At 70.9% G+C, this 24,420-nt stretch carries 23 protein-coding genes; 20 read left to right on the forward strand and 3 right to left on the reverse strand.

Features of this window, described 5'->3' with window-relative positions; translation table 11 throughout:
* The first annotated feature begins 6 nt into the window (after nt 1-6).
* The 5 genes from ABD993_RS18085 to ABD993_RS18105 all read left to right on the forward strand — a co-directional run bounded on the left by ABD993_RS18085 (nt 7) and on the right by ABD993_RS18105 (nt 6,486).
* On the forward strand, nt 7-888 hold the full coding sequence (locus ABD993_RS18085; RefSeq protein ID WP_345419433.1) for a LysR family transcriptional regulator: 882 nt from the start codon (nt 7-9) through the stop codon (nt 886-888).
* Between the two features lie 114 nt (nt 889-1,002).
* Nucleotides 1,003-1,827 carry a mycofactocin-coupled SDR family oxidoreductase gene (locus tag ABD993_RS18090; RefSeq protein WP_345419436.1) on the forward strand — a complete coding sequence of 275 codons (825 nt, stop codon included), beginning with the start codon at nt 1,003-1,005 and terminating at the stop codon, nt 1,825-1,827.
* Between the two features lie 11 nt (nt 1,828-1,838).
* The gene (locus tag ABD993_RS18095; RefSeq protein WP_345419439.1) at nt 1,839-3,290 is read left to right on the forward strand and encodes an aldehyde dehydrogenase; all 1,452 of its coding nucleotides are present in this window, start codon (nt 1,839-1,841) and stop codon (nt 3,288-3,290) included.
* A gap of 39 nt (nt 3,291-3,329) precedes the next feature.
* Entirely contained in the window at nt 3,330-4,853 is a 1,524-nt protein-coding gene (locus tag ABD993_RS18100) for a class I adenylate-forming enzyme family protein (protein WP_345419441.1), read from the forward strand.
* A gap of 100 nt (nt 4,854-4,953) precedes the next feature.
* Nucleotides 4,954-6,486, forward strand: coding sequence for a class I adenylate-forming enzyme family protein (locus tag ABD993_RS18105; RefSeq protein ID WP_345419444.1), 1,533 nt, complete (start codon nt 4,954-4,956; stop codon nt 6,484-6,486).
* Between the two features lie 103 nt (nt 6,487-6,589).
* Here ABD993_RS18105 and ABD993_RS18110 read toward each other — a convergent pair whose 3' ends face one another.
* A complete protein-coding gene (locus tag ABD993_RS18110) occupies nt 6,590-7,693 on the reverse strand; it encodes an ABC transporter ATP-binding protein (RefSeq protein WP_345419447.1) in 1,104 nt (367 codons plus the stop codon).
* Between the two features lie 384 nt (nt 7,694-8,077).
* Between ABD993_RS18110 and ABD993_RS18115 the strand changes: the two genes are divergently transcribed.
* The 15 genes from ABD993_RS18115 to ABD993_RS18185 all read left to right on the forward strand — a co-directional run bounded on the left by ABD993_RS18115 (nt 8,078) and on the right by ABD993_RS18185 (nt 22,901).
* A complete protein-coding gene (locus tag ABD993_RS18115; protein WP_345419450.1) occupies nt 8,078-8,854 on the forward strand; it encodes an MlaE family ABC transporter permease in 777 nt (258 codons plus the stop codon).
* On the forward strand, nt 8,854-9,681 hold the full coding sequence (locus ABD993_RS18120; RefSeq protein ID WP_345419453.1) for an MlaE family ABC transporter permease: 828 nt from the start codon (nt 8,854-8,856) through the stop codon (nt 9,679-9,681). The genes ABD993_RS18115 and ABD993_RS18120 overlap by 1 nt, the downstream gene beginning before the upstream one ends.
* Before the next feature lie 7 nt (nt 9,682-9,688).
* Nucleotides 9,689-10,879 carry an MCE family protein gene (locus ABD993_RS18125; RefSeq protein ID WP_345419456.1) on the forward strand — a complete coding sequence of 397 codons (1,191 nt, stop codon included), beginning with the start codon at nt 9,689-9,691 and terminating at the stop codon, nt 10,877-10,879.
* Nucleotides 10,876-12,063 (forward strand): MCE family protein, encoded by a 1,188-nt coding sequence (locus ABD993_RS18130; protein WP_345419459.1) that lies wholly within the window; start codon nt 10,876-10,878, stop codon nt 12,061-12,063. The genes ABD993_RS18125 and ABD993_RS18130 overlap by 4 nt, the downstream gene beginning before the upstream one ends.
* On the forward strand, nt 12,060-13,124 hold the full coding sequence (locus ABD993_RS18135; protein ID WP_345419462.1) for an MCE family protein: 1,065 nt from the start codon (nt 12,060-12,062) through the stop codon (nt 13,122-13,124). The genes ABD993_RS18130 and ABD993_RS18135 overlap by 4 nt, the downstream gene beginning before the upstream one ends.
* Nucleotides 13,124-14,362 (forward strand): MCE family protein, encoded by a 1,239-nt coding sequence (locus ABD993_RS18140; protein WP_345419465.1) that lies wholly within the window; start codon nt 13,124-13,126, stop codon nt 14,360-14,362. The genes ABD993_RS18135 and ABD993_RS18140 overlap by 1 nt, the downstream gene beginning before the upstream one ends.
* Nucleotides 14,362-15,660 (forward strand): MCE family protein, encoded by a 1,299-nt coding sequence (locus ABD993_RS18145; protein ID WP_345419468.1) that lies wholly within the window; start codon nt 14,362-14,364, stop codon nt 15,658-15,660. Before ABD993_RS18140 ends, ABD993_RS18145 begins: the two co-directional genes overlap by 1 nt.
* Before the next feature lies 1 nt (nt 15,661).
* Nucleotides 15,662-17,011: an MCE family protein gene (locus tag ABD993_RS18150; protein ID WP_345419471.1), complete on the forward strand. Its 1,350-nt coding sequence runs from the start codon at nt 15,662-15,664 to the stop codon at nt 17,009-17,011.
* Nucleotides 17,008-17,631 carry a hypothetical protein gene (locus ABD993_RS18155; protein ID WP_345419474.1) on the forward strand — a complete coding sequence of 208 codons (624 nt, stop codon included), beginning with the start codon at nt 17,008-17,010 and terminating at the stop codon, nt 17,629-17,631. The genes ABD993_RS18150 and ABD993_RS18155 overlap by 4 nt, the downstream gene beginning before the upstream one ends.
* Nucleotides 17,628-18,251: a hypothetical protein gene (locus ABD993_RS18160; protein ID WP_345419477.1), complete on the forward strand. Its 624-nt coding sequence runs from the start codon at nt 17,628-17,630 to the stop codon at nt 18,249-18,251. The genes ABD993_RS18155 and ABD993_RS18160 overlap by 4 nt, the downstream gene beginning before the upstream one ends.
* Nucleotides 18,252-18,408: 157 nt before the next feature.
* Nucleotides 18,409-19,857, forward strand: coding sequence for an aldehyde dehydrogenase (locus tag ABD993_RS18165; RefSeq protein ID WP_345419480.1), 1,449 nt, complete (start codon nt 18,409-18,411; stop codon nt 19,855-19,857).
* The gene (locus tag ABD993_RS18170; RefSeq protein WP_345419483.1) at nt 19,854-20,669 is read left to right on the forward strand and encodes a crotonase/enoyl-CoA hydratase family protein; all 816 of its coding nucleotides are present in this window, start codon (nt 19,854-19,856) and stop codon (nt 20,667-20,669) included. The genes ABD993_RS18165 and ABD993_RS18170 overlap by 4 nt, the downstream gene beginning before the upstream one ends.
* Nucleotides 20,666-21,850 carry a thiolase family protein gene (locus tag ABD993_RS18175; protein WP_345419486.1) on the forward strand — a complete coding sequence of 395 codons (1,185 nt, stop codon included), beginning with the start codon at nt 20,666-20,668 and terminating at the stop codon, nt 21,848-21,850. The genes ABD993_RS18170 and ABD993_RS18175 overlap by 4 nt, the downstream gene beginning before the upstream one ends.
* Nucleotides 21,847-22,272, forward strand: coding sequence for a Zn-ribbon domain-containing OB-fold protein (locus tag ABD993_RS18180; RefSeq protein WP_345419489.1), 426 nt, complete (start codon nt 21,847-21,849; stop codon nt 22,270-22,272). The genes ABD993_RS18175 and ABD993_RS18180 overlap by 4 nt, the downstream gene beginning before the upstream one ends.
* Before the next feature lie 32 nt (nt 22,273-22,304).
* Nucleotides 22,305-22,901 (forward strand): TetR/AcrR family transcriptional regulator, encoded by a 597-nt coding sequence (locus ABD993_RS18185; protein WP_345419492.1) that lies wholly within the window; start codon nt 22,305-22,307, stop codon nt 22,899-22,901.
* 4 nt (nt 22,902-22,905) lie between these two features.
* On the opposite strand, the gene ABD993_RS18190 is transcribed toward ABD993_RS18185, so the two are convergent.
* Nucleotides 22,906-23,550, reverse strand: a complete 645-nt coding sequence (locus tag ABD993_RS18190; protein ID WP_345419495.1) for a TetR/AcrR family transcriptional regulator — start codon at nt 23,548-23,550, stop codon at nt 22,906-22,908.
* Between the two features lie 73 nt (nt 23,551-23,623).
* On the reverse strand, nt 23,624-24,420 hold a 797-nt coding region (locus tag ABD993_RS18195), incomplete at its 5' end, for a thiamine pyrophosphate-dependent enzyme (RefSeq protein WP_345419498.1).

A 24,420-nucleotide genomic window follows, 5' to 3' on the forward strand; every position in this document is an offset into this window, starting at 1 on the left:
GGCGTCGTGGAGCTGCGCCACCTCCGGTACTTCGTCGCCGTGGCCGAGGAGGCGAGCTTCTCGCGGGCGGCGGAGCGGCTCGGCATGGCGACCTCGCCGCTGAGCAGGCGGGTCCGCGACCTGGAGGCCGAGCTCGGCGCCGCCCTGTTCACCCGCGACTACCACCGGATCACGCTCACCGACGCCGGCCGAGCATTGATCGGTGAGGCGCGGGCGATCGTCGCGCAGGTCGACGCCCTCCCCGCCCTGCTGCCCGAGGCGTCGCCGCGGCGGTCGGTCACGCTGGGGACGGCGCCGGAGGTCTCGCCGGACCTGCGCGCCCGCTTCCTCGCGCTCGTCCGGGAGGAACTCCCGGGTCTCGACGTGCGACAGCGGCCCGCGAGTACGGCCCCGCTGCTGCGCGCGGTGCTCGCGGGGGACGTCGACGTGGCGTTCGTGCACGGGCGGGTCGAGGACCCCGCGCTGACTGCGGTCGTCGTCGAGGCGCAACCGCTCCGCGTCGTCGTGGCGCGGGGCTCGGGCTTCGACGGAAGGGAGTCCGTGCGGCTGGCCGAGCTCGCGCACCTGCCCTACACCTTTCTCAAGGCCTCGTCCGCGCCGTTCGTGGCGCACGCCGCCGAGACAATGTTGTCCCGACACGGGGTGACCGGGCGGCTGCCGGTGCACACCACACACGCCGATCTCGTGCCGCTGGTGTCCGCGGGGCAGGCCTTCACCATCTGCGGGGCGAGGTACGGCGCCACGCGTAAGGCCTTCGCGGACGAGCCGGTGCTCCTGCTCCCCTTCGAGGACGACCGCGAGCGCCTGGAGACCAATGCCGTGTTCCGCGCCGACCGTCGCGCTCGCCTCGGGCGGCTCCCCGGACTGCTGGAGCAGCTCCACACGTGACCGTTCCGGTCACGTGCAGGTCCCTGGTGTGGTCGTGGACACGTCTCACCTAATGCCCATAGGCTGAGCATCGGGTGGCGACGACGCCGCCGCGAGACGAAGGAGTCGACGTCCATGGGCAGGCTCGAGGGCAAGGTCGCCTTCATCACCGGTGCGGCACGGGGCCAGGGGCGCTCGCACGCGGTCCGGCTGGCCGAGGAGGGCGCCGCGATCATCGCGGTGGACATCTGCGAGCAGATCCCGTCGGTGTTCTACCCGATGGCCACCAAGGAGGACCTCGACGAGACCGTCGCGCTCGTCGAAGGCGTCGACGGGCGGATCGTCGCGCGGGTGGCCGACGTACGGGACAAGGTCTCGCTGCAGTCCGCGTACGAGGCGGGCATCCGGGAGTTCGGGCACGTGGACACCGTGCTGCCCAACGCCGGGATCATGCCGGTGATCAACGAGGGCGAGCAGGAACAGGCCTGGTTCGACGGCATCGACGTCCTGCTGACCGGCGTCTGGCGCACGATGGAGACCTGTCTGCCGGGCATGATCGACCGGGGCCGGGGCGGCTCGGTGCTGATCACCAGCTCGGCGGCGGGACTGTCGTCGATCGGGCTGAACACGGTCCCGGGGCAGGCGGCGTACTCGGCGGCCAAGCACGGTGTCGTCGGGCTGATGCGGCTCTACGCCTCGCAGCTGGCGAAGCACATGATCCGCGTGAACACGATCCACCCGACCGGCGTGAACACCCCGATGGTGGTCAACGAGCCCTACGGCGCGTTCGTGCAGGAGTTCCCCGAGATCGCGGGGAGCCCGAACTACCAGAACCCGATGCCGGTGCCGCTGGTCGAACCGGTGGACATCAGCAACGCGATGGTCTACCTGGCCTCCGACGAGGCCCGCTACGTGACCGGCGTGACCTTCCCGGTCGACGCCGGCTACCTCAACCGCTGAGAGGACCGCTCATGACGATTCGCGACGAGCTGCTGATCGACGGCGAGTGGCGCAAGCCCTCGTCCTCCGTCCGGATCCCGGTGGTGTCCCCGTCCACGGAGGAGATCATCGGGGAGGCCCCGGACGCGAACGCCGAGGACGTCGACGCCGCGGTCAAGGCCGCGCGCCGGTCGTTCGACGACGGCGTGTGGCGGACGAAGAGCCCGGCCGAGCGCGCCGACGTGCTGGAGCGCGCCCTCGGTCTCATCGAGCCCAGGCTCGACGAGATCGGCCGCCTGGTCACCGCCGAGATGGGTCTGCCGACCTCGATCGCAGGGATGCAGATCCCGGGTGCGCTGGCGGTCGGCAAGTACTTCCTCGACGTGGCACGCACCGACACCCTGTCCGAGGTCCGGCAGACCATGTACGGGCCGGCGGCGGTGGTGAAGGAGCCGGTCGGGGTGGTCGCCTCGATCGCGCCGTGGAACGGGCCGTTCAACATGGCCGTGTCGAAGATCTTCCCGGCCCTGGTGTCCGGCTGCAGCGTGGTCTACAAGCCCGCCCCGGAGACGCCGCTCGACGCGTTCTCCATCGCCGAAGCCCTGCACGAGGCGGGCGTGCCCGCCGGTGTCTTCAACTACATCACCGGTGACCGGGACGCGGGCCGCGCGCTCGTCGCCCACCCCGGCGTCGACAAGATCAGCTTCACCGGATCGACGGCGGCGGGCCGCCAGATCGGCCAGGAGGCGGGCGGCAGCTTCAAGCGCCTGCAGCTGGAGCTCGGCGGCAAGTCCGCCGCGATCGTGCTCGACGACGCCGACCTGCAGACCACCATGGCCGGGCTCGCGATGGGCTCGTTCTTCAACACCGGCCAGGTCTGCGCCGCCTACAGCCGGGTCCTGGTCCCCGCCTCCCGGTACGACGAGGTCGTGGGCGCGCTGGTGGCCACCGCCGAGTCCTTCGTGGTGGGCGACCCGTTCGACCCGGCCACCACGATGGGGCCGCTGGTGTCGAAGAGCCAGCAGGAGCGGGTGCTCGGCTACATCGAGGCGGGCAGGGCCGAGGGCGCGACGGTCGCCACCGGTGGCGGGGTGCCCGCGGGCCTGGAGAAGGGTGCCTTCATCCAGCCCACCGTGTTCACCGGCGTGGAGAACGGCATGAAGATCGCCCAAGAGGAGATCTTCGGGCCGGTGGCCTCGGTCATCCGCTACGAGACCGTGGACCAGGCGGTCGCCATCGCGAACGACTCGGAGTACGGCCTGCACGGCGCCGTCTTCACCGCGGACCCGCGGAAGGCGGCGGACGTGGCGCGCCGGGTGCGCACCGGCACCTTCAGTGTCAACGGCTTCGTCTACAACACCGAGGCCCCTTTCGGCGGCGTGAAGTGCTCGGGCGTCGGTCGCGACACCGGCCCCGAGGCGCTGCAGTCCTACTACGAGCTCAAGACGGTCAACCTCACCGAGGACATGACCCGCCTGTTCTGACCTGGCCCGACCCGCGTCACCCACCACTGGAGGTAGTCCATGAGCGGCACCGTCGTCGACGCCCTGCGGTGGTGGGTGCACACGGTCCCCGGCCATCCCGCGATCGACTTCGACGGGGACGTCCTCGACTACGCCGCGCTGGACGGCTGGTCGGACGGTGTGGCACACCGGTTGCGCGACACCGGGGTCGGCCCGGGAGACCGGGTCGGGATCGTCGGCGCCAACTCGGTCGAGTGGTGCGTCGCCGCGCTCGGCGCCTGGAAGGTCGGCGCCGTGGTCTGCGGCTTCAACCAGCGGTTCCTGGCCGCCGAGCTCGGCGCGCTGGTGGAGCTCTGCGAGCCCACCGTGGTCGTCGGCGACGCCGCCCATCTCCCGTTGCTCGACGAGGTGCTGGCGGCCGGGGCGGTGTTCGCCCCGCTCGGTCTCGAGGAGGTGGTCGGTGCGGCGCGCGGCGGGGAGCACCCGCCCACGCCCGCCCACGACGCCCAGCCGGACGACCCCACGGCGATCGTGTTCACCAGCGGGACCACGGGCACACCCAAGGGCGTGGTGTTCACCCACCGGACGATCGCCGGGATCATGCACGAGTGGTCGCTCGGGGAGCCGGTGGCGCCCAACGACCTCCGGGTGCTGCTCGTGCTGCCGATGTTCACCGCCGCGGGGGTCGTCTGGGGCCTGGCCCGCAGCCTCGTGCAGGGCGGCACGCTGTACCTGCAGCCGCGGTTCGACCCGCCGCGTGCCCTGGACGTCCTGCAGCAGGCCCGGATCACCACCTTCACCGGGCCGCCGATCCTGTTCGAGCAGGTATCCCAGGTCCCCGGGTTCGAGTCTGCGCGGATGGAGCACCTGACCACCGCCTGGGTCGGGGGTGCACGGGTCCCTGTGCCCCTGCTGGAGAAGTGGCGCCCGCGCGGCGTCGCGTTGCGCCAGATCTACGGGCAGACCGAGATCGGCGGAACGGCCACCGCGATGTCGGCCGAGGGCGCCCTCGTGCACCCGGACAAGTGCGGCACGGGCGGGGTGTTCACCCGGATCAGGGTCGTGGACGCGGACGACCGCGACTGTGCGCCCGGTGAGGTGGGCGAGATCGTGATGCGCGGGCCGGGGATGCTCCCTGGCTATTGGCGCAACGAGGAGGCCACCAAGCAGGCCCTGCGCGGGGGCTGGCTGCACACCGGGGACCTCGGGACACTCGACGCGGACGGTCTGCTCACCTACGTCGACCGGATGGGCGAGATGATCAACTCGGGTGGCCTCAAGATCTCGCCCGCCGAGCTGGAGACCGTCCTCGCGCAGGCCCCGGGAGTCGCGGAGGTGGCCGTCATCCCGGTGTCGGACGACAAGTTCGGCGAGACGCCGGCGGCGGTCGTGCACGCCGACGGCGACCTGGATCCCGCCGCGCTCGTCGCCTTCGCGAGCGCCCGGCTGGCGGACTACAAGGTGCCGCGCTACGTCATCGCCCACGACGGACCCCTACCCCGGATGGCCAGCGGCAAGGTCGCGAAGAGGGACCTGCGCGGGGTCTACGCCGATGCCGCGGAACGGTTCCCCCGCGTGCGCTGAGACGATTGACGAATTCTGTCTCACGTGTCAGGCTGGACCGGGGTCGCCCTCGGGGTGACCCCGGATCTCGAAGAACTCGTCGACGTCGACTGGAGTGGTCGTGAACCTCGCTGACCTCGTCCGATTCTGGGGCCACTGGCGCCCTGAACACACGGCCCTGATCTGCGGGGACGAGCAGTACACGTGGGCGGAACTGGACGCGATCAGCGACGCCGTCGCCACGGGCCTCGCCGCCCGCGGGGTGCGGCGGGGCGACCGGGTCGGCGCGCTGATGGGCAACCGGCCCGAGCTCGTCCACACCATCCTGGCCACGCTCAAGCTCGGCGCGGTGAGCGTGCCGCTGAACGTGCGGCTCACGGCGGGGGAGCTGGCGCCGCTCGTCGTCGACGCCGACCCCCGCGTCGTCGTCACCGAGGACGCCCTCGCACCGAACCTGGCCTCGGTCCCCGACGTCGACGCGGTGTGCGTGGGCGGGTCGGACCTGCCACGGTGGTCCACGCTGTTGGAGGCGGGTCCCACCCCGCCGGCGGTGGAGATCGCGGCGGACGACGTGGCCTTCCTCTGCTACACCTCCGGCACCACCGGGGTGCAGAAGGGCGCGGCCCTGACACACCGCAGCGTGCTGGCCCCCGCGGAGGCCAAGGTGGTGTCCGAGGGGCTGAGCTGGCGGGATCGGATCCTGGTCGCGGTCCCGTTGGTCTACACCGGCGCCGTGATCTCGTGCTTCATGCAGTTCAGCGTGTACGCGGGCGGCACGATGGTCCTCGAGCGGGACTTCGATCCCGACAGGTACCTCGGAATGATCGAGAAGCACCGGATCTCGGCGCTGACCACCGTGCCGGTGCTCTGGGAACGGATGGCGGCGTCACCGGACTTCGGCACCCGCGACCTGTCGTCGCTGGTGTCCGCGGCGGTCGGTGGAGCCCCGGTGCGGCTGGACCTCTTGGAGGCCTATCGCGAGCGCGGGGTGTCGCTGGTGCAGGTCTACGGCATGACGGAGGCATCCGGGCTGGTCAGTGCGCTGCGCGCCGAGGACGCCGCGACCTACCCCGGCTACGCGGGCAAGGCGATCATGGGGACCGCGGTCCGGATCGGTGCCGAGGATCCGGACGAGACGGCGGAACCCGGGGCGGTGGGGGAGATCCTCGTCCGCGGCGCCCACGTGATGAAGGAGTACTGGCGCAATCCCGAGGCGACGGCGGCGACGATGCTGCCCGGCGGCTGGCTGCGCTCCGGCGATCTCGGGAGCATGGACGAGCGCGGCTACCTCAAGGTCGTCGATCGCACCAAGGACATGCTGATCTCCGGCGGGATCAACGTCTACCCGGCCGAGATCGAGCGCGCCCTGGCCGGGGTCCAGGGGGTCGCCGAGCTCGCCGTCATCGGCGTGCCGGACGAGCAGTGGGGCGAGGTCCCCATGGTGCTCGTGACCTGCGGCGGCGATCCGACCCCGGTGCTGGACCGGATCGCCGAGCGGGCCAACGCGGATCTCGCGAGCTTCAAGCGGCCCCGGTTCGCCGTCGTGCGCACCGAGCCGCTGCCCCGCACGTTCTCCGCGAAGATCGCGAAACCGGAGCTGCGCAAGGCCTACCCGACGGTCCCGGCGGACGCGGTCCCGCTCAAGCGCCCCTGACGCTCCGCCCGCGCACGGGGGCGGAGCGTCGGGCCGTGTGGAGGATGAGCACGTCGACCGGCGCGCCTTCCGCGGCGCTGGTCCGGATCGGGTGTGTCCTTTCTCAGCGCTGGTGGTGGCGGCCTCGATCCACCGGCGCGCCGAGCGGCGCATCGGGGACCCGAGGGATCTCGGAGGTGGGTGCCTCGTCTGGACGGCCGTAGGGGGCGGCACCGACGACCGCAGCACGGCCGTGGGCGTGCTCCTGCTCGGCGAACGAGCGCTGGATCGCCTCCTGCGCGGCGGGCGGCAGGGTGTGCAGCATGTCCCGTACCCGCTTCTGGCGCCGCGCGACGGCCTTGCGCTCGGGCATGCCCTTGCTCGCCTCGATCTGGGGCTTGAGCGGGGGGAGACCGGACAGCTCGTCGATCTCGGCCATCTCGCGCTGGGCCTGGGCGGTGTCCTTCTCCTCGCTCATCCCGATCGGGCCTTGGCGGCGGCCGTTGAGGAACTGCGAGACGACCGGGTCGTCGCTGGTCAGGAGGACCTCGCGCGGGCCGAACATGGCCAGGTGCTTGCGGTAGAGCATGCCGATGTTGTCCGGCACGGTCTGCGCGGTGTTGATGTCGTGGGTGACGATCAGAAACGTCGAGTCCGTCTGCGCGTTCAGATCCAGGATGAGCTGGTTCAGGTACGCGGTGCGGACGGGATCGAGGCCGGAGTCCGGCTCGTCGAACAGGATGATCTCCGGGTCGAGCACCAGTGCCCGGGCCAGCCCGGCACGCTTGCGCATCCCGCCGGAGATCTCGCCGGGGAGCTTGTACTCGTCCCCCTTGAGTCCGACCATGTCCATCTTCTCCATGACGATGTCCTTGATCTGCGCCTCGGACTTCTTGGTGTGCTCGCGCAGGGGGAAGGCGATGTTGTCGTAGAGGTTCATCGACCCGAACAGCGCGCCGTCCTGGAACAGCACCCCGAAGAGCTTCCGCAGCTCGTAGAGCTTGCTCTCGTTGCAGCGCACCAGGTCGGTGTCGTGGATGACGATGGAGCCCTTCTCCGGCTTGAGCAGCCCGATCAGGGACTTGAGGAAGACCGACTTGCCGGTCCCGGACGGGCCGAGGAGGACGGAGACCTCGCCGGGGGGCAGGGTCAGGGTCACGTCGGACCAGATGTTGGCGCGGCCGAAGGACTTGGATAGACCTTCGACGGTCACCTCGACACCGGGCATGGAGCACCTCCGTTGGGCTCGTCGCGCGGGGGCGGACCCAACCTAAAGGTCCTAGAGAAACCGGGTATCGTGTGTCCCGGGTCACCTGCGCCGCGTGCTGATGATACGTACAACGAATTCTGTCAGTTGAAGCTGCGTGACGGCCGGGGCGTTCACCTGGACGAGTGGCAAGTAGGCGAAGATTCCCAGGTAGGATGCTGGTCGATACGCACGTCTCGGTCAGTCGACGTTACGGAGAACGTAACTTGTCGCATCACCGGTCGTTGACCTCGCTGACAGCTCCCCGGCGGACTCCCCGACGCCACGTCTCAGTGCAGAGGCCCAGATGCAGCAGCTCCCCACCGCAGGCAGGCCGCCGCGGTCCCCGTCTCGGACGGGGGCGTGATGGCGGCTCCCACCCTCACCCGCGTCGTCAAGCCCATCGGCGGCTTCTTCGCGTTCACGCTCGACACCTTCGTCGCGATGTTCAAGCGCCCGTTCCAGTGGCGCGAGTTCATCCAGCAGACGTGGTTCGTCGCGTCCGTCTCCCTGGGCCCGGCGATCCTGCTGGGCATCCCGTTCGTGGCGCTGGTGACCTTCCAGTTCAACCTGATCCTGGTCGAGATCGGCGCCATCGACCTCTCGGGCTCCGGTTCGGGCTTCGCGACGGTGACCCAGATCGGGCCGGTGGCCACGACGTTCATCATCGCGGGCGCCTCGTCGACGGCGATCTGTGCGGACATCGGTGCCCGCAAGATCCGCGAGGAGCTCGACGCGATGGAGGTGCTGGGCATCGACACCGTCCAGCGCCTGGTCGTGCCGCGCGTGCTCGCCACCGCGGTCAACGCCTTCCTGCTCAACGGCGTCATGATCCTGATCGGCCTCTCCGGCGGGTTCGTGTTCGGCGTCTTCCTCCAGGGAGCCTCACCCGGCCAATACGTGGACTCGATGAAGTTGCTGGTCGGCTTCGAGGACCTGGTGCACGGCGAGATCCGCGCGGTGGTGTTCGGCGTCGTCGGCGCCCTGATCGGCTGCTACCGCGGCATGACCTGCGCCGCCGGTCCACGCGGCGTCGGGAACGCGGTGAACGAGACGGTCGTCTACACGTTCCTCGCGCTGTTCCCGATCAACATCCTGCTCACGCAGATCCCGTATTCGCTCGGCATCGTGGGAGGCCACTGATGAGCGGCCTCTCCAGGGTGCTCAGAGCCCCGCTGAACCTGCTCGACGACCTCGGCCGCCAGGCCGAGTTCTACGGCAAGTCGATCGCCTGGACCCCCAAGGCGGTCAAGAGCTACAAGACCGAGCAGGTCCGGCTGATCGCCGAGGTCGGCATGTCCTCCGGGGCGCTGGCCGTGATCGGTGGCTCCTCGGTCATCACGCTGTTCATCACCCTGTTCGCGGGTGTGACGGGCGGCGTCCAGACCTTCGACGCGCTGTCCAACCTCCAGCTCGAGGCCCTCGGCGGGTTCGCCTCGGCGATCATCAACCCACGGCTGCTGACCCCGATCGTCGCGGGCGCAGCACTCGCGGCCACGGTGGGCTCGGGGTTCACCGCCCAGCTGGGAGCCATGCGGGTGTCGGAGGAGATCGACGCCCTGGAGGTCATCGGCGTCCGCTCCCTGCCCTACCTGGTCACCACCAGGCTGGTGGCGGGGATGATCACGATCATCCCGATCTTCGCCATGGCGATGTGCGGGGCGTGGATCGGCTGGAAGCTGACCCAGGTCTACTTCTTCGGCCTGTCCGAGGGCACCTACGACCACTACATGGACACGTTCATGCAGTGGCAGGACGTGCTCTACTCCTTCGCCCAGGCCGTCGGGATCTCCGTGGTGGTCATCCTGATCCACACCTACTACGGCTACACCGCCACCGGCGGCCCGGCCGGCGTGGGACGTGCGGTCGGCAAGGCGGTACGCACCTCCCTGATCGCGGTGCTCGCCGTCGAGCTGGCCATCTCGATGGCCCTCTACGCCGACTCCGACGCCTTCCGGATCTCGGGGTAGGCGCGCGATGGCACAGTCGATCAAGCTCAAGCTCTACGCGGTGATCCTCCTCGGGGTGATCGGCGGCTTCACCGCCCTCTGCGTAGCCGTCTACGACAAGGCCTTCACCAGCACCGTCCCCGTCCTCGTGCGGGCGGACCGGACCGGCCTGCAGATGTACCCGGGCAACAGGGTGCAGCTGCTCGGCGTGGACGTCGGCGAGGTCGGGACGGTCTCGCTCGACGAGGACGGGAGGACGGTCTCCATCACGCTCGACATGGACCCCGCGACCCTCGACGAGATCCCGGCCAACGCCGGGGTCCAGCTCAACCAGCTCACCGCGTTCGGCGCCAAGACCGTGGGGATCACCGTCCCCGCGCAGCCGTCGACGGCGACCCTCGCGGCGAACGACACGCTGATGACGGACCGGGTCACGGTCGAGGTCAACACGCTGTTCGACCACCTCGACGACGTTCTCACCACACTGGAGCCGGACAAGGTCAGCGCCTTCCTGGGCAACATGGCCCAGTCGCTCGACGGCCGCGGCACGCAGATCGGCGAGACGGCAGTCGAGTTGGAGGCCTACCTCCGCCGGTTCAACGAGAACCTGCCCGACCTGCAGCGCACGCTGCAGCGCGGCGCCGACCTCACGAACCTCTACGCCGACATCGCGCCGGACCTGACGACCCTGCTGGACAACGCGGCCTTCACCAGCAAGACCGTCGTGGACCAGCAGGCCCAGCTGGACAGCTTCCTGTTCAGCGTCTCGAAGCTCTCCGGGGTCGGTGCGGACTTCTTCCGGCAGAACGGCGACGACCTCGAGGAGGTCACCCGCACCGCGCTGCCGACCACGGGGCTGCTCAGGGAGTACTCGCCGGTGTTCGCCTGCTTCATCCAGGGCATGGACGAGGGCCGCAAGCGACTCGAGAAGACCCAGGGCGACACCGTCCCTGGCCTGGTCGGCAACACGACCTTCGAGCCGGGAGACCGCGCCTACGATGCACCACCGGTCGTCGCGGCCACCGGCGGCCCGAACTGCAACGGCCTCCCGTCCGTCGACGGGTTGTCGACCCCGGACTCGCTGTTGCGCGACGTCGACGAGGGCGGCGAGCCGAACCCGTACCCGGGCGACAACACGCTGCGAATCGGGGACCCACCCCTGGTGGCCCAGCTGTTCGGACCGCTCGCGGCTCAGGGCACCGAGGGGGCGCAGCGATGAGCGGGACCAATGCACAGGCCATCGCGGCCCCACTGACCAAGAGCATCGTCTTCGTCATCGCGACGGTGCTGGTGCTGGGGCTCATCGGCTTCGAGCTCTCCGGCGGCGGATGGTTCACTGCGACCAAGACCTACTCCGCGGTCTTCCGGGACACCTCCGGGCTGCGCCCGGGGGACTCGGTGCGGATCGCGGGAGTGAATGTCGGCAAGGTCTCCGACGTCTCGGTGTACGACAACACCCAGGGTCTGGTGACCTTCGACGTCGAGGCGGACCGGCAGCTGCCGGAGGGGATGCAGGCCTCGGCCCGCTACCTGAACCTCACCGGCGACCGCTACCTCGCGCTGAGCGAGGGCGCAGGCAGCTCGGCGCCGCTGGTCGAGGGCGGAACGCTGCCGATCGCGCAGACGAAGCCCGCGCTCGACCTGGACGTGCTGCTGGCCGGCTTCAACCCGCTGTTCGAGGGGCTGGCGCCGGAGAAGATCAACTCGCTGACCCAGGACGCCATCCAGGTCTTCCAGGGTGAGGGCGGCACGATCGAGTCCCTGCTCGCCAGGGCGGGCTCGCTGACCAACACCCTCGCCGACCGCGACCAGGTGATCGGCCAGGTCGTCACCAACCTCAACACCGTGCTGGGCACGTTGGACCAACGCGCCCCGCAGCTCGAGCAGACCATCGACCGGCTCCAGCAGCTGATCAGCGGCCTGAACGCCGACCGCGGTCCGCTCGGCCAGTCCTTCGTGGACATCGACCGGCTCGTCTCGGGCACCGACAGGCTCCTGGGCGACCTGCGCGGCCCGCTCAGGGGCACGGTCGACCAGGTCGACCGGGTGGCCACGCTGGTCAACGAGGGCCAGGCGGCCGTGGACGAGAACCTGTCCCTGCTGCCGGGCGCCTACCTGCGGGTCTCTCGGCTCGGGTCCCGCGGCGCGACCTACAACCTGTTCATCTGCTCGCTGCGGCTCAAGCTCACCGGGCCGGACGGGCAGCCGATGTACACGCCATGGGTCGGCCCCTCGGACAACGTCGACCGGTGCAAGCCGGGCGTCGAGCCGTTGGAGACCCCGGAGCAGCGTGAGGCCTACGACCCGGTCGTCGAGGAGCGCAGGGCGAACCCGCCGGGCACCGGCGCCGGGGAGAACCCGACCCCGGCCGACTCCCGCGACCAGGAGGTGAGCGGCGGATGAAGCTCCGCTTCCGGGAGAAGAATCCCGTCGTCATCGCGATCGCCGGCCTGATCGGCCTGCTGGCCGTGCTCTTCGGCTCCTTCCAGCTCGCCGCCCTGCCGGTGTTCGCGGGCACCACCTACGAGGCCCGGTTCGTCGAGGGCGGCGGGCTCAAGTCCGGTGACGCCGTCACGGTCGCCGGGACCCCGGTCGGCGACGTGACCTCGGTGGACCTCGACGGCGCCGACGTCGTCGTCCGGTTCACCGCCAAGGACGTCTCGCTCGGCGAGGCGACCCGGGCGACCATCCGCACCCAGACCCTGCTGGGCGAGCGGCAGCTCGGGATCGAACCCGCCGGGGACGGCGAGATGTCCGCGGGCGACGTCATCCCCGTCGCGCGCACCAGGTCGCCCTACAGCGTCACCCAGGGCATCGAGGACCTGACCCGCCGCACGGGCGAGGTCGACATGGACCAGCTCGGTCAGGCCATGGACACCTTCTCGGAGGCCTTCGCCGACACCCCGGACGAGATCGGGCCCGCCTTCGCGGGCATCACCCGGATCTCGCAGACCATCGCCTCGCGCGACGAGGCGCTGCGGGCGCTGTTCGACCGGGCCGAGAAGGTCACCGAGGTGCTCAAGGGCCGCACCGGCCGGCTCACCACGCTGCTGGTCGACGGCAACACCCTGCTGCACGAGCTCGAGTCGCGCCGCGAGGTGCTGCACGAGCTGCTGGTGAACACCAAGGCGGTCGCGGACCAGATCGTCGCGCTCAACGAGGAGCAGCGGGACCGGCTCAAGCCGGCCCTGGACCAGCTCAACGCCTCGATGGAGGTCATCGAGCGCAACGAGGGCAACATCGTCTCCTCGGTCCAGCGCGTGTCGAGCTTCATCACCGGTCTCGGTGAGGGCCTCTCGACCGGCCCGTACTTCACCGGACACGGCGACCTCTCCGGGCTGGTCCCGACGCTGTTCCCGGTCAGCGACTACATCCCGAGCCTCACGGTGCCGGACAACCCCGTCGCGGGTGCGGTACCGGAGCTGCCCGCACCGTCGGGCCTGATCGGACTGGTGGGCAACTGATGCGTGCACTCGGCACCGTGACCAAGGTGCTCGGCGTCGTCGTCGTCGGGCTGCTGGTCGCCGGCCTGGTCGTGCTGATCCAGGGCGGCAGCAAGACCGGGGTGGCGTACTTCGCCTCGGTCAAGAACGTCTACCCCGAGGACCGCGTGCGGATCCAGGGCGTGGACGTCGGCGAGATCACCGCGATCGAGCCCGAGGGCGACTCGGTCAAGGTCACCTTCGACTACGCGTCGAAGTACGACCTGCCGGCGGACGCCAAGGCCGCGATCATCTCGCCGACACTGGTCGCGACCCGGTTCCTGCAGATCGCCCCCGCCTACACCGGCGGCCCGGTCCTGGCGGACGACGGGATCATCCCACAGGACCGCACGGCCTCCCCGCTGGAGTTCGACGACCTCAAGAAGGAGATCGGGAACCTCTCGCAGGCCCTCGGCCCGGACGGCATCGACGAGGACGGTGCGCTCAAGCGCTTCGCCGACACCGTGGCCGCCAACGCGGCAGGCGGTCAGGGCGCCAGGTTCAACCAGATGGTCCGCGAGGCCTCGGCCGCGGTCCAGACCCTCACCGACGGCCGCGAGGACCTCTTCGGCACGGTCCGGAACCTGCAGGCCTTCGTCACCGCGCTGTCCGCCATGGACGAGCAGATCGTCGAGTTCAACGGCAGGCTGTCCACCGTCTCGTCGTTCCTGAACGACAACACCGACGAGCTCACCGCGGCTCTACAGGGCGTCGACGCGGCGGCCCGAGCGGTGCAGGAGTTCGTCGACACCAACGGGGCGCCGCTGAACACGGCGGTCGACAAGCTCGGCCGTTTCACCCGCACGCTCGCCGACAGCCGCGACGACCTCGCGACGATCCTGCACGTCGGCCCGAGCACGCTGATGAACCTGTTCAACATCTACAGCCCGCGCTCCGGCTCACTCTCCGGCGCGCTGGTCGTGGACAACCTCAACACGCCCGCGGACTTCGTCTGCTCGGCCTACGCCGTGGCGTACCAGAGCGTCGACCAGGGCGTGCAGTCCTGCAAGAGCTACCTCGGGCCGTTGCTGAACGTGCTGCGCGTGCAGCAGGTGCCCGGCCAGGTCAACCCGCTGCTCGTCCCGGGCGGCGGCGCCGACCAGCCCGATCCCGGGCCCATCGACCCCGCCCCTCCCGTCGCCGAGCGCCCGGCCCAGCTGCCGCCGCCCGTCGACGTCCCGGGGCTGGGCGGCCTGCTCGTCCCGAACGGGGGCAACTGATGCGCAAGACCATCCTGCTCGCGGCCCTCGCTTCGGCGACGGTGCTGCTGTCCGGCTGCGACTACAAGGGGCTCAACGACTTCACCCTCCCCGGCGCGGAAGGGACGAAGGAGGGCTCCTACGCCGTCCAGATCGAGATGAACGACGTCGCCGACCTCGTGCCGAACAACCCCGTGCGGATCGGGGACGTCACCGTCGGCAACATCCAGAAGATCGAGCTGGACGGCTGGAAGGCCCTCGTCACGGTCACGCTGAACCCGGACGTCCGGCTCCCGGAGAACGTGACGGCCAAGGTCGGCCAGGTGTCGCTGTTGGGCGCCAAGTACATCGAGCTCGACCAGCCTTCCGCGCCCGCCCCCCGGCTCGTGGCGGCGGACTCCCGGATCCCGTCGGCGCAGAGCGGCAAGTACCCGGAGACCGAGCAGGTCCTCGCGTCCGTCGCCGCGCTGCTCAACGGCGGCGGGCTCAACCAGCTCAAGACGATCACCACGGAGCTGGACAAGGCGATCGACGGCAAGGAGGAGACCTATCGCAGCCTGCTGGAGCAGCTCAACACCTTCGCTGTCGGCATCGACGACCAGAAAGCGGACATCGTCCGCGCCATCGACGGCCTGGACCGGCTCGCCGCCCGTTTCGCCGAGCAGAACTCGACGATCGAGGACGCGCTCGACTCGCTCCCGCCCGCGCTGCAGGTGCTCAACGACCAGCGAAGCACGCTCACCAGCACCCTCAGCGCGCTCGGTGACTTCGGGGTGGCCGCGGACGACGTGATCCAGCGGACCTCCACCGACCTGGCGACCAACGTCGCGAACCTCGAGCCCGCCCTGCGCGGGCTCGCGGACTCGGGGCGGTCGCTCACCGACTCGTTGGGCCTGCTGGGGACGATCGTGTTCCCGCTCAAGGGCTTCTCGGAGACCTTCCGAGGCGACTACGTCAACTTCTGGCTCACCCTCGACCTGACGCTGTCCACGCTGGACCGCAACTTCCTCACCGGCACCCCGTTCGCGGGCAGCCTGGGCGACTTCGAGAAGGTGCTCGCCGGAACCGGGGGAGCGGCCCTGCAGAACGCGAACCCGCTCCTGGCCCCGATCCAGGGCGGCGAAGTCCCGCCGGTCGTCGGGGATCTGCTGCCCGCCACCGGGGGAGCGGCCGGCTCCGAGCCCGCCAGGCGCCCCACCGATCCGCCGTCCCCGCCGACGGGCGAGCCCATCCCGCCGGACCAGCGTCCGGAGGGCGACCCCGGGCCGCAGCGCGGTTCGGTCGGCGGGCTCCTCGACGGCCTGACGGGAGGGAACTGACATGTTGATCTCTCGTTTCGTCAAGGTGCAGCTGGTCGTCTTCACGGTGCTCACGCTCGTCGCGGCGATCCTCATCGTGTTCGTCTATGTCCAGGTGCCGAGCCTCATCGGGTTCGGCCGCACCTCGGCGTCGGTGCAGCTGCCCGCGGCGGGAGGGCTCTACCCGAGCGCGAACGTCACCTATCGCGGCGTCACGATCGGCGAGGTCACCGACGTCCGGCTCTCCGACGGGCACGTGGTCGCCACGATGTCGCTCGACGACGACCGGCTGCCGTCTGCCGCGAGCTCCGCCGAGGTGCACAGCGTGTCGGCCATCGGTGAGCAGTACCTCGACCTGATCCCGCCGCCGGGGGACACCGGTCCGGTGCTGGCCGAGGGTGATGTGATCCCGCTGTCCCGCACGGCGATCCCACCGCCCACGGCGGACGTGCTCCAGTCCGCGGACACCCTGCTCGCCTCGGTGCCGCGCGAGGAGCTCCAGAGCACGCTCGACGAGTTCGCGGCGGCCTTCGACGGCATCGGCCCGGACCTGGGTCGGCTCGTCGACAACACGAAGACCCTCGTGCGCACCGCAAGCGAGAACTACGACGCCACCGAGAGGCTGCTCCAGGACTTCCAGCCGTTCGCCGATCCCCAGCTGGTGTCCAGCGACGCGATCCGCGGCTGGAGTGCGGATCTGGCGGGTTTCTCGCAGGCGCTGCGGGACAACGACCCCGCTCTGCGCGGGGTGCTCGCCGAGGGCTCCGCGGCGGCGGGCAAGGCGACCGACCTGCTCAAGGACCTGAGCCGGACGACGCCGACCCTGCTCTCCACCACGGGCGTGCTGACCCGGCTGGCCGAGGCGTACCACGCCCCGATCGAGCAGGTCCTCGTGGTCTATCCCATGTGGGCGGTCGTCAACCAGATGATCGTGCCGAAGGACCAGCCGGGTGCTCTGCGGTTCAACCTCGAGACGAACGTCAACCCGCCGTCCTGTGTAGAGGGATGGACGTCCCCGGGACAGCCCGGTGGGCCGCGCAACTCCAGTGAGCTCGGGGACCTCCCCCTGCCACAGAACAGCTACTGCAAGCTGCCGCAGGGCGACCCCACCCTGGCGCGCAGCGCCCGCAACCTGCCGTGCTTCGAGCCCGGGTCACCCCCCGGACGTCGTGCGGCGACGATCTTCCAGTGCCGGGGCTCCGGCTTCAGCACGGAGGAGGCCGGGCGGCTCACCATCGCCCCCGACAGCCCGCTGAACGGGCGACCCGCCTTCTTCGAGCCGCTCGCCGCACTGGGCGCGAACAGCACTCCGGCACCGAAGCCCGAGGAGATGACATGGCCATCACTTCTGCTCACCGGGGCGGGCGCATGACCCGTTCCGTCGACAGGGACAGGGGCGCGAGCCCACCCGCACCCGTCCGGGAGGACGGTGTGGTGGACGAGGACCTCGACACCTCCGCCACCGACTCCGGCACCGCCACCGACCGGTCCGACGGGGACCGCCCGCAGCGCGGGGGCAGCCCGTTCGGCCTGATCGCGCTGCTGGTGGTGACCATGCTGCTGCTGGCCGCCGCGATCACCGCGGGTGTGTTCTGGGCCAACGGTTCCGCGGAGGCCTCGGCGCGCGAGAACGCGCTGTCCGCCGCCCGGCAGACCGCCGTGAACCTCACGTCGATCGACTTCGGTCACGCAGAGGAGGACGTCCGGCGGGTGCTCGACGGCTCCACCGGGGACTTCGGCGGCCTGTTCACCCAGAACCTCGACTCCTACGTCGGGGTGGTGAAGGAGGGCGAGGTCGTCACGGCCGGCGAGGTCACCGAGGCCGGCATCGAGAAGTTCGACGGCGACACCGCCTCCGCGGTCGTGGCGGTGAAGACCACGGTCAAGAACAAGACGGTGCCCCAGGGCGAGCAGCGGTTCTACCGGCTCGTCGAGCAGCTGGAGCACCAGGACGGGAGATGGCTGGTGTCGCGAGTGGAGTTCGTGCCGTGAGCGAGGAGCGGGAGAACGAGCAGCGCAGCGGACGGCTGGGCGGGGTCCTGACCGCCGCGCGCGGCGGGATCGGCTCGATCGGCGCCGGTGCGCGGCAGGCCGCGGGGCTCCCCGCGGCTGCCTGGGCGGACGCGCGGCGCAGGCCGAAGCGGGCGTACACGGTCCTCGGCGCGATGGCGACCGTGCTGCTGCTCGCCGCGGGGCTGTTCGGGTTCTTCGCCCTGCGCCAGGCGCAGGTCGAGAGCGCCCGCGGCGCGGCGAGCGCGGCGGCGGAGCAGAAGGTCACCACGCTGCTGTCCTACGACTACCGCACCATCGTCGCGGACCAGCAGGACCGGCAGGCCCTCGTCACCGGGCAGTTCAGGGAGGACTACGGCTCGCTGATCGCGGACATCGTCGGTCCGGCGGCCACCCGGCAGCAGCTGACCACGCGGTCGTCCGTGGTGTCCAGCTCGGTGGTGGGCACGGAGGGGACCGACCAGGTCACCCTGCTGATGTTCCTCAACCAGACCACGCAGTCCGCGGACAAGCCCGACCCGACCCTGTCGGGCAGCCGGATCCGGGTGACCCTGCAGGAGGTCGACGGCGACTGGCTCGTCTCCGAGCTGACGCCCGTCTGAGCCCGCCTCGGCGAGGGGACCGGGCCGGGTGGCCGCCGCACGTCGGCCGCCCGGCCCGCTTCTTACTGTGAGACAGAGGACGTTGCATGTCGCACGACGGCGTCGTTACGGTCGCGAGGCCGGATGCACAGAAGCTCCGCGGCGGAGAGGACGCACAGTGACGCTGGACCGTTCCCACTTCCTCGTCGACGGGGACTGGCGGGATCCCGCGACGGGCGCCATCGTCGAGGTGATCGAGGCGGCGACCGAGAAGGTCCTGGGCACCGCCCCGCTCGCGGGTACTGCTGATGTCGACGCCGCCGTGGCCGCGGCCCGCGCGGCGCTGGCAGGGCCGTGGGGGAGGACGACGGGCGCCGAGCGCGCCGAGGCGATCCGACGCTTCGCCGCCGCGATGAAGGCCCGCGGTCGCGGCACCGCCGAGCTGGTCAGCCGAGAGAACGGCATGCCTCGCTCCCTGTCGGTCGGGGCCAACGGATTCAGCCCGGCGATCACCCTCGACTACTACGCGGGACTCGCCGAGACGCTCGACGCCGACGACGTCCGCCCCGGCCTGCTGTCGCGGACCCGGGTGCGCCGGGGCCCGATCGGGGTGGTCGCGGCGATCACGCCGTGGAACTACCCGCAGGCCCTGGCCGCCATGAAGATCGCGCCCGCCCTCGCCGCAGGCTGCACCGTGGTGCTCAAGCCCGCGCCGGAGACCGCGCTCGACGCGTACGTCTTCGCCGACGCAGCCCTGGGGGCGGGCCTGCCCCCGGGGGTGCTCAACGTGCTGCCCGGCGGCCGGGAGGCGGGCGCCTACCTGGTCGAGCACCCAGGCGTGGACAAGGTGGCGTTCACCGGGTCCACTGCGGCGGGCCGCGCGATCGGCGAGGTGTGTGGGCGCTTGCTGCGCCCGGTGACCCTCGAGCTCGGCGGCAAGTCGGCCTCGCTGGTCGCCGCGGACGCCGACCTCGACCTGTTCACGCGCGCGCTGCCGGAGGTGTCGCTGGCCAACAACGGCCAGACCTGCCACGCCTGCACCCGGATCCTGGCGCCGCGCTCGCGCTACGCCGAGGTCGTCGACGCCGTCACCGACACGGTGCGAGCGCTACGGATCGGGGACCCGCTGGACAAGACCACCCAGATCGGCCCGCTGGTCAGCGCGGCCCAACGCGAGCGAGTGCTCGCCCATGTCGACGCCGGCCGTCGGAGCGGAGCACGCCTGACGGCCGGCGGATCCACCCCCGCCGACCTCGGCTCCGGCTGGTTCGTGGAACCGACCGTGTTCGCGGACGTCGCGAACACGGACGCACTCGCCCGTCAGGAGGTCTTCGGCCCGGTCCTCGTCGTGACGCCCTATGCGGACGAGGACGAAGCCATCGCGCTGGCGAACGACTCGGAGTACGGGCTCGGTGGCACTGTGTGGACCACCGACCCCGAGCGCGGCGCGGCACTGGCGGACCGGATCGAGTCCGGCACGGTGGGGATCAACCACTACGGCCTGGACGTCCTCGGACCGTTCGGCGGGGTCAAGTCCAGCGGGCTCGGCCGCGAGATGGGTCCGGAGGGACTCGCCCCGTACGTCGCCCTGAAGTCCGTCTACCTCGCCCCGGAGCGCAGCCGATGACCACGTCCGATCCCAGCACTGCCGAGACCATCGAGCCCGCCGCCCTGTTCGAGAAGCGCGGGCACGTCGGAGTCATCACCCTCAACCGGCCGAAGGCCATGAATGCGGTGAACTCGGCGCTGTCCGTCGCTGCGGGTGGCGCGTTGGCGCAGGCACAGGAGGACCCGGAGGTGCGGGTCGTCGTGATCACCGGCGCGGGTCGGGGCTTCTGCGCGGGTGCGGACCTCAAGGAGCTGGCCCGGGGCAACCGGATCGACGACCGGGAGCACCCCGAGCGTGGGTTCGCCGGGCTGGCTCAGCACTTCGTCGGGAAGCCGACGATCGCGGCCGTCAACGGCTACGCGATGGGCGGTGGCACCGAGATCATGCTGGCCTGCGACCTCGCCGTGATCGACGAGACGGCGTCGTTGGGGCTGCCGGAGGTCAAGCGCGGGCTGTTCGCCGCCGCGGGCGGGGTGCTGCGCCTGCAGCGTCAGATCCCGCAGAAGGTGGCGCTCGAGGTCATCCTGACCGGCGAGCCGATGTCCGCCGCGCGCGCCCACGAGCTGGGCCTGGTCAACCGGGTCGCGCCGCAGGGCACCGCCCTGGAGGTGGCGGTGGAGTTGGCCGAGCTCATCGCCGCGAACGCGCCGCTGGCGGTGCAACAGAGCAAGCGGGTGGTCCACGAGTCCTCGTCCGCGGGCTCGGACTGGGGCCCCGAGGTCTGGGCGATCAACAAGGACGCGCTGAAGATCGTGTTCTCCAGCAGGGACGCGAAGGAGGGCCCCACGGCCTTCGCCGAGAAGCGCGCTCCCGTGTGGGAGGGGCGATGACCGGGGCCGCGATCGCCGGTCTCGGGCTGACCGAGATGGGCAAGGTCTACGGCCGCTCGTCGACCTCGCTGGCCGCCGAGGCGGTCCGGCTCGCCGTGGCGGACGCCGGGCTGGCTCTGACCGACCTCGACGGGCTGCTGGTCAGCTCCGGGGTGAAGCAGGACGTGAACGTGAACCTGGGGGCGGTGCTCGGGCTGCACGATCTGGCCGTGCTGAACCAGGTCAACGCCTACGGCGCCACCGCGGGGGTGATGGTGGCGCAGGCCGCGCAGGCCATCGCCGCGGGCGTGGCGACCACGGTGGCGTGCGTGTTCGCCGATTCCCCGCTCAAGCCGAAGCAGAAGGCGGGCGCCGCCTGGGGCTCCGGTGCCAAGCGGCCCGGGGCCGCACGGAACCTGCACGGTATGGCGGGGTGGTCGGTGAACTCAGGCGCCACCAACCCGAACATCCTCTACGCGCTGTGCGCTCGGCGGCACATGGAGCGGTACGGGACCACCTCCGAGCAGCTCGCCGACATCGCCGTCGCCCAACGCGCGTGGGCGGTGCACAACCCCCACGCCCAGATGCGGGAGCCGCTGACGGTGGCCGAGCACCAGGCCTCGCGGTGGATCGCCGATCCGCTGCACCTGCTGGACTGCTGCCTGGTCAGCAACGGAGCGGTCGCAGTGGTCGTCACCGCGGCGGACCGGGCCGCGACGCTGGCGCAGCCACCGGTCCACCTGTGGGGGTACGGCCAGGCCCACGCCCCCCGCCGCATGCACGCCGGGTCGGACTGGGGGTTGGTCACTCCTGCGGCGAAGTCCGGCCCGGCCGCCATGCGGATGGCAGGGATCGGCGTGGCGGACGTGGACGTCGCCGAGCTGTACGACTGCTACACCTACACCGTCCTGGTGACGCTGGAGGACTACGGGTTCTGCGGCAAGGGCGAGGGCGGGGACTTCGTCTCCGACGGCATGCTCGCCCCGGGCGGGAAGCTCGCGTGCAACACCGGCGGCGGGCAGCTCTCGTCGTACTACATGTGGGGGTTCACCCCGCTGTCCGAGGCGGTGATCCAGGCGCGCGGCCAGGGCGGCGGTCGGCAGGCCCCGCGCACCGACGTCGTGCTGGTCAGTGGCAACGGCGGGATCCTGGAGCACCACTCCACGCTGGTGCTGAGCCCCCACGAGAGGAACCGGTCGTGAGCACCTTCCCCCAGGTGGAGCCGGACGAGGCGAGCGCGGCGTTCTACGAGGCCGCAGCGCGCGGCGAGCTGCTGATGCAGCGCGGCCCCTCCGGTACCGTGCTGCCGCCCGAGGCGCGCACGGACCCCGAGACCGGGTCGCCCGAGCTGGAGCCCGTCGTCGTGTCGGGGGAGGGCACGCTGGTGAGCTGGGTCGTGGTGCACCAGGCCCCGCTGCCCGCCCTTGCCGACGCCGTGCCCTACGTGAGCGCCGTCGTCGAGCTGGCGGAGGGGCCGTGGCTGATGGTCCGGCTGCTCGGCGACCCGACGACCCTGCATGCCGGTGACCCGGTGCGGGCGCGGTACGTCACGTCCGGCACCGACGAGGAACCGGGAGCTGTCCTGCCCGTGTTCCAGCAGGTCCCGGGGACGGCGCCCCGGTAGGCTGGGCCGTCGGCGATCACAGGGGGACGAACGTGGGACGAGGTCGGGGACCCTTCGCGGGTGGCCCGGAGCAGGCGCGCCGTGCCCTGGTCGCGGCGGCCGAGGAGTGCTTCCTGTCCTACGGGGTGGGGCGCACCACCATGGACGACATCGCCAAGCGCGCCGGTGTCTCCCGTCCGACCGTGTACCGCTACTTCGCGGACAGGGACGCGTTGATCGTCGAGGTGGTGTCCCGCCGCTCGCGCGCCTTCAGCGGGCACGCCCGGGAGTACATCGACAGCCGCCTGACCTTCGCCGCCAAGCTGGTCGACGGCCTCGCCTTCCTCATCGACGGCGGCCGCAAGGACCCGATCCTGCGAGCCCTGCTCCGCCCGGACAACCTGGGTGCCGCCAGCGGCATCCTCTCCTCCGGCAACGTCGCCGAGAACCTCACGTTCGAGATCTGGGAGCCGATCCTGCTGGAGGCCCAGGCTTCCGGAGAGATGAGCCGGGACGTCGACCTGCGCGAGCTGTGTGCCCTCATGGCGGACGTCGAGATGATGATGGTCGGCCGCGAGGACCTGTTCGATCCGGACGGGCCCGGCGCGCGGGAGCTGATCGGGGACTTCCTGCTCCCCGCTCTGGTCTAGGCGGCTACGCCGGCCGGGCCGCCTCGAAGTCCACGGCTCGGTGCAGTGCGGGCACCACGAACCGCTCCATCAGCCGGCGGTGGGACGGGTCCTCGGCCCCGAGCCGCTCGATGCGACCCACCAGGATCAGCTCGATGAACGTCAGCCAGGCACAGAAGCGGTCGACGTCCAGATCCGGTCGCACGTCGCCGGCCTCCTGCGCCTCCCGCAGGAGGGGTCCCCACAGCTCGGCGGTGAGATCGGTGGCCAGCTTCGGGGTGTCGCTGACCCGGTTCGCCACCTCGAGGAACTCGAGGCTGACGAGCTGGAGGACCATCGGGTCCCGCCGCCCGGCGTCCACCAGGAAGATCATCCCGTCGACGAGTTTCGCGTCGATCGACGAGCGGGTGGCGATGAACCGGCGGGCCCGGTCCAACAGGTCCCGGGCCCGCGCGAGCAGCACGCCGGTGACCAGGTCGTCCCGGGTGACGTAGTGCCGGTACACCGTGGGGCGGGAGACGCCGGCCTCGCGGGCGATGTCGTCCATGGTCGCCTTGGTGATGCCGAGACGCAGGAAGCAGGCCTCCGCAGCGAGCAGGATCGCCGTGGCGGGATCGGACACCCGGGATCGCGGCGCCCGCTTGCGGCCGTTCTCGGGCCCCTTCACCATCGACTTCCCCCTCCGTGCGCCCGCCGACGCTACCGGACGGGCCCCCGAGGGACGGGTGTCGGTGGTCCCCATGTCAGGTGATCGTCCAGGTGTCGCGGCCGTTGAGCAGGGCATGCAGGTCCGTGGTCGGGTTCTTGGCGGCGGCTGCGTCTTTGGCCGGTTGGACCTGGGCGCGGGCAGCGTCGTCGTAGGTGGTGCGGTCGACGTTGCGGAAGATGCCGGTGACGGTGTGGGTCAGGTCCTGGTCGCTGAGCCGGGAGAGCGCGAACGCGAGCTCGTGGTTGGACGCGTCGTGTACCACCGGGGTGGCGCCCTCGGCGGGGACGACGGTGAGCCGTAGCCCGTCCTGGACCACGGCGTAGCGGTTGTTCTCGGGGCCGAAGATGATGGGCTCGCCGTCCCGGACGGCGATGAGGCGCTGGTCCTTGGTCTCGGGCTTGCGGAGCAGGTCGAAGGAGCCGTCGTTGAAGATGGGGCAGTCCTGGAAGATCTCGACCAGGGCGGTGCCGCGGTGGGCGGCGGCCGCGCCGAGGACCTCGGTGAGGCCCTTGCGGTCGGAATCCAGTGCGCGTCCGACGAAGGTGGCTTCGGCGCCGAGGGCGAGGGAGACGGGGTTGAAGGGGTGGTCGACCGAGCCCATGGGGGTGGACTTGGTGACCTTCCCGACCTCCGAGGTGGGCGAGTACTGGCCCTTGGTGAGGCCGTAGATCCGGTTGTTGAACAGCAGGATCTTGAGGTTGACGTTGCGGCGCAGCGCGTGGATGAGGTGGTTGCCGCCGATGGACAGCGCGTCCCCGTCCCCGGTGACCACCCAGACGGACAGGTCGGGGCGGCTGGTGGCCAGGCCGGTGGCGATGGTCGGGGCGCGGC

The sequence above is a fragment of the Pseudonocardia xishanensis genome, assembly GCF_039541715.1.
Classification (GTDB): domain Bacteria; phylum Actinomycetota; class Actinomycetes; order Mycobacteriales; family Pseudonocardiaceae; genus Pseudonocardia; species Pseudonocardia xishanensis.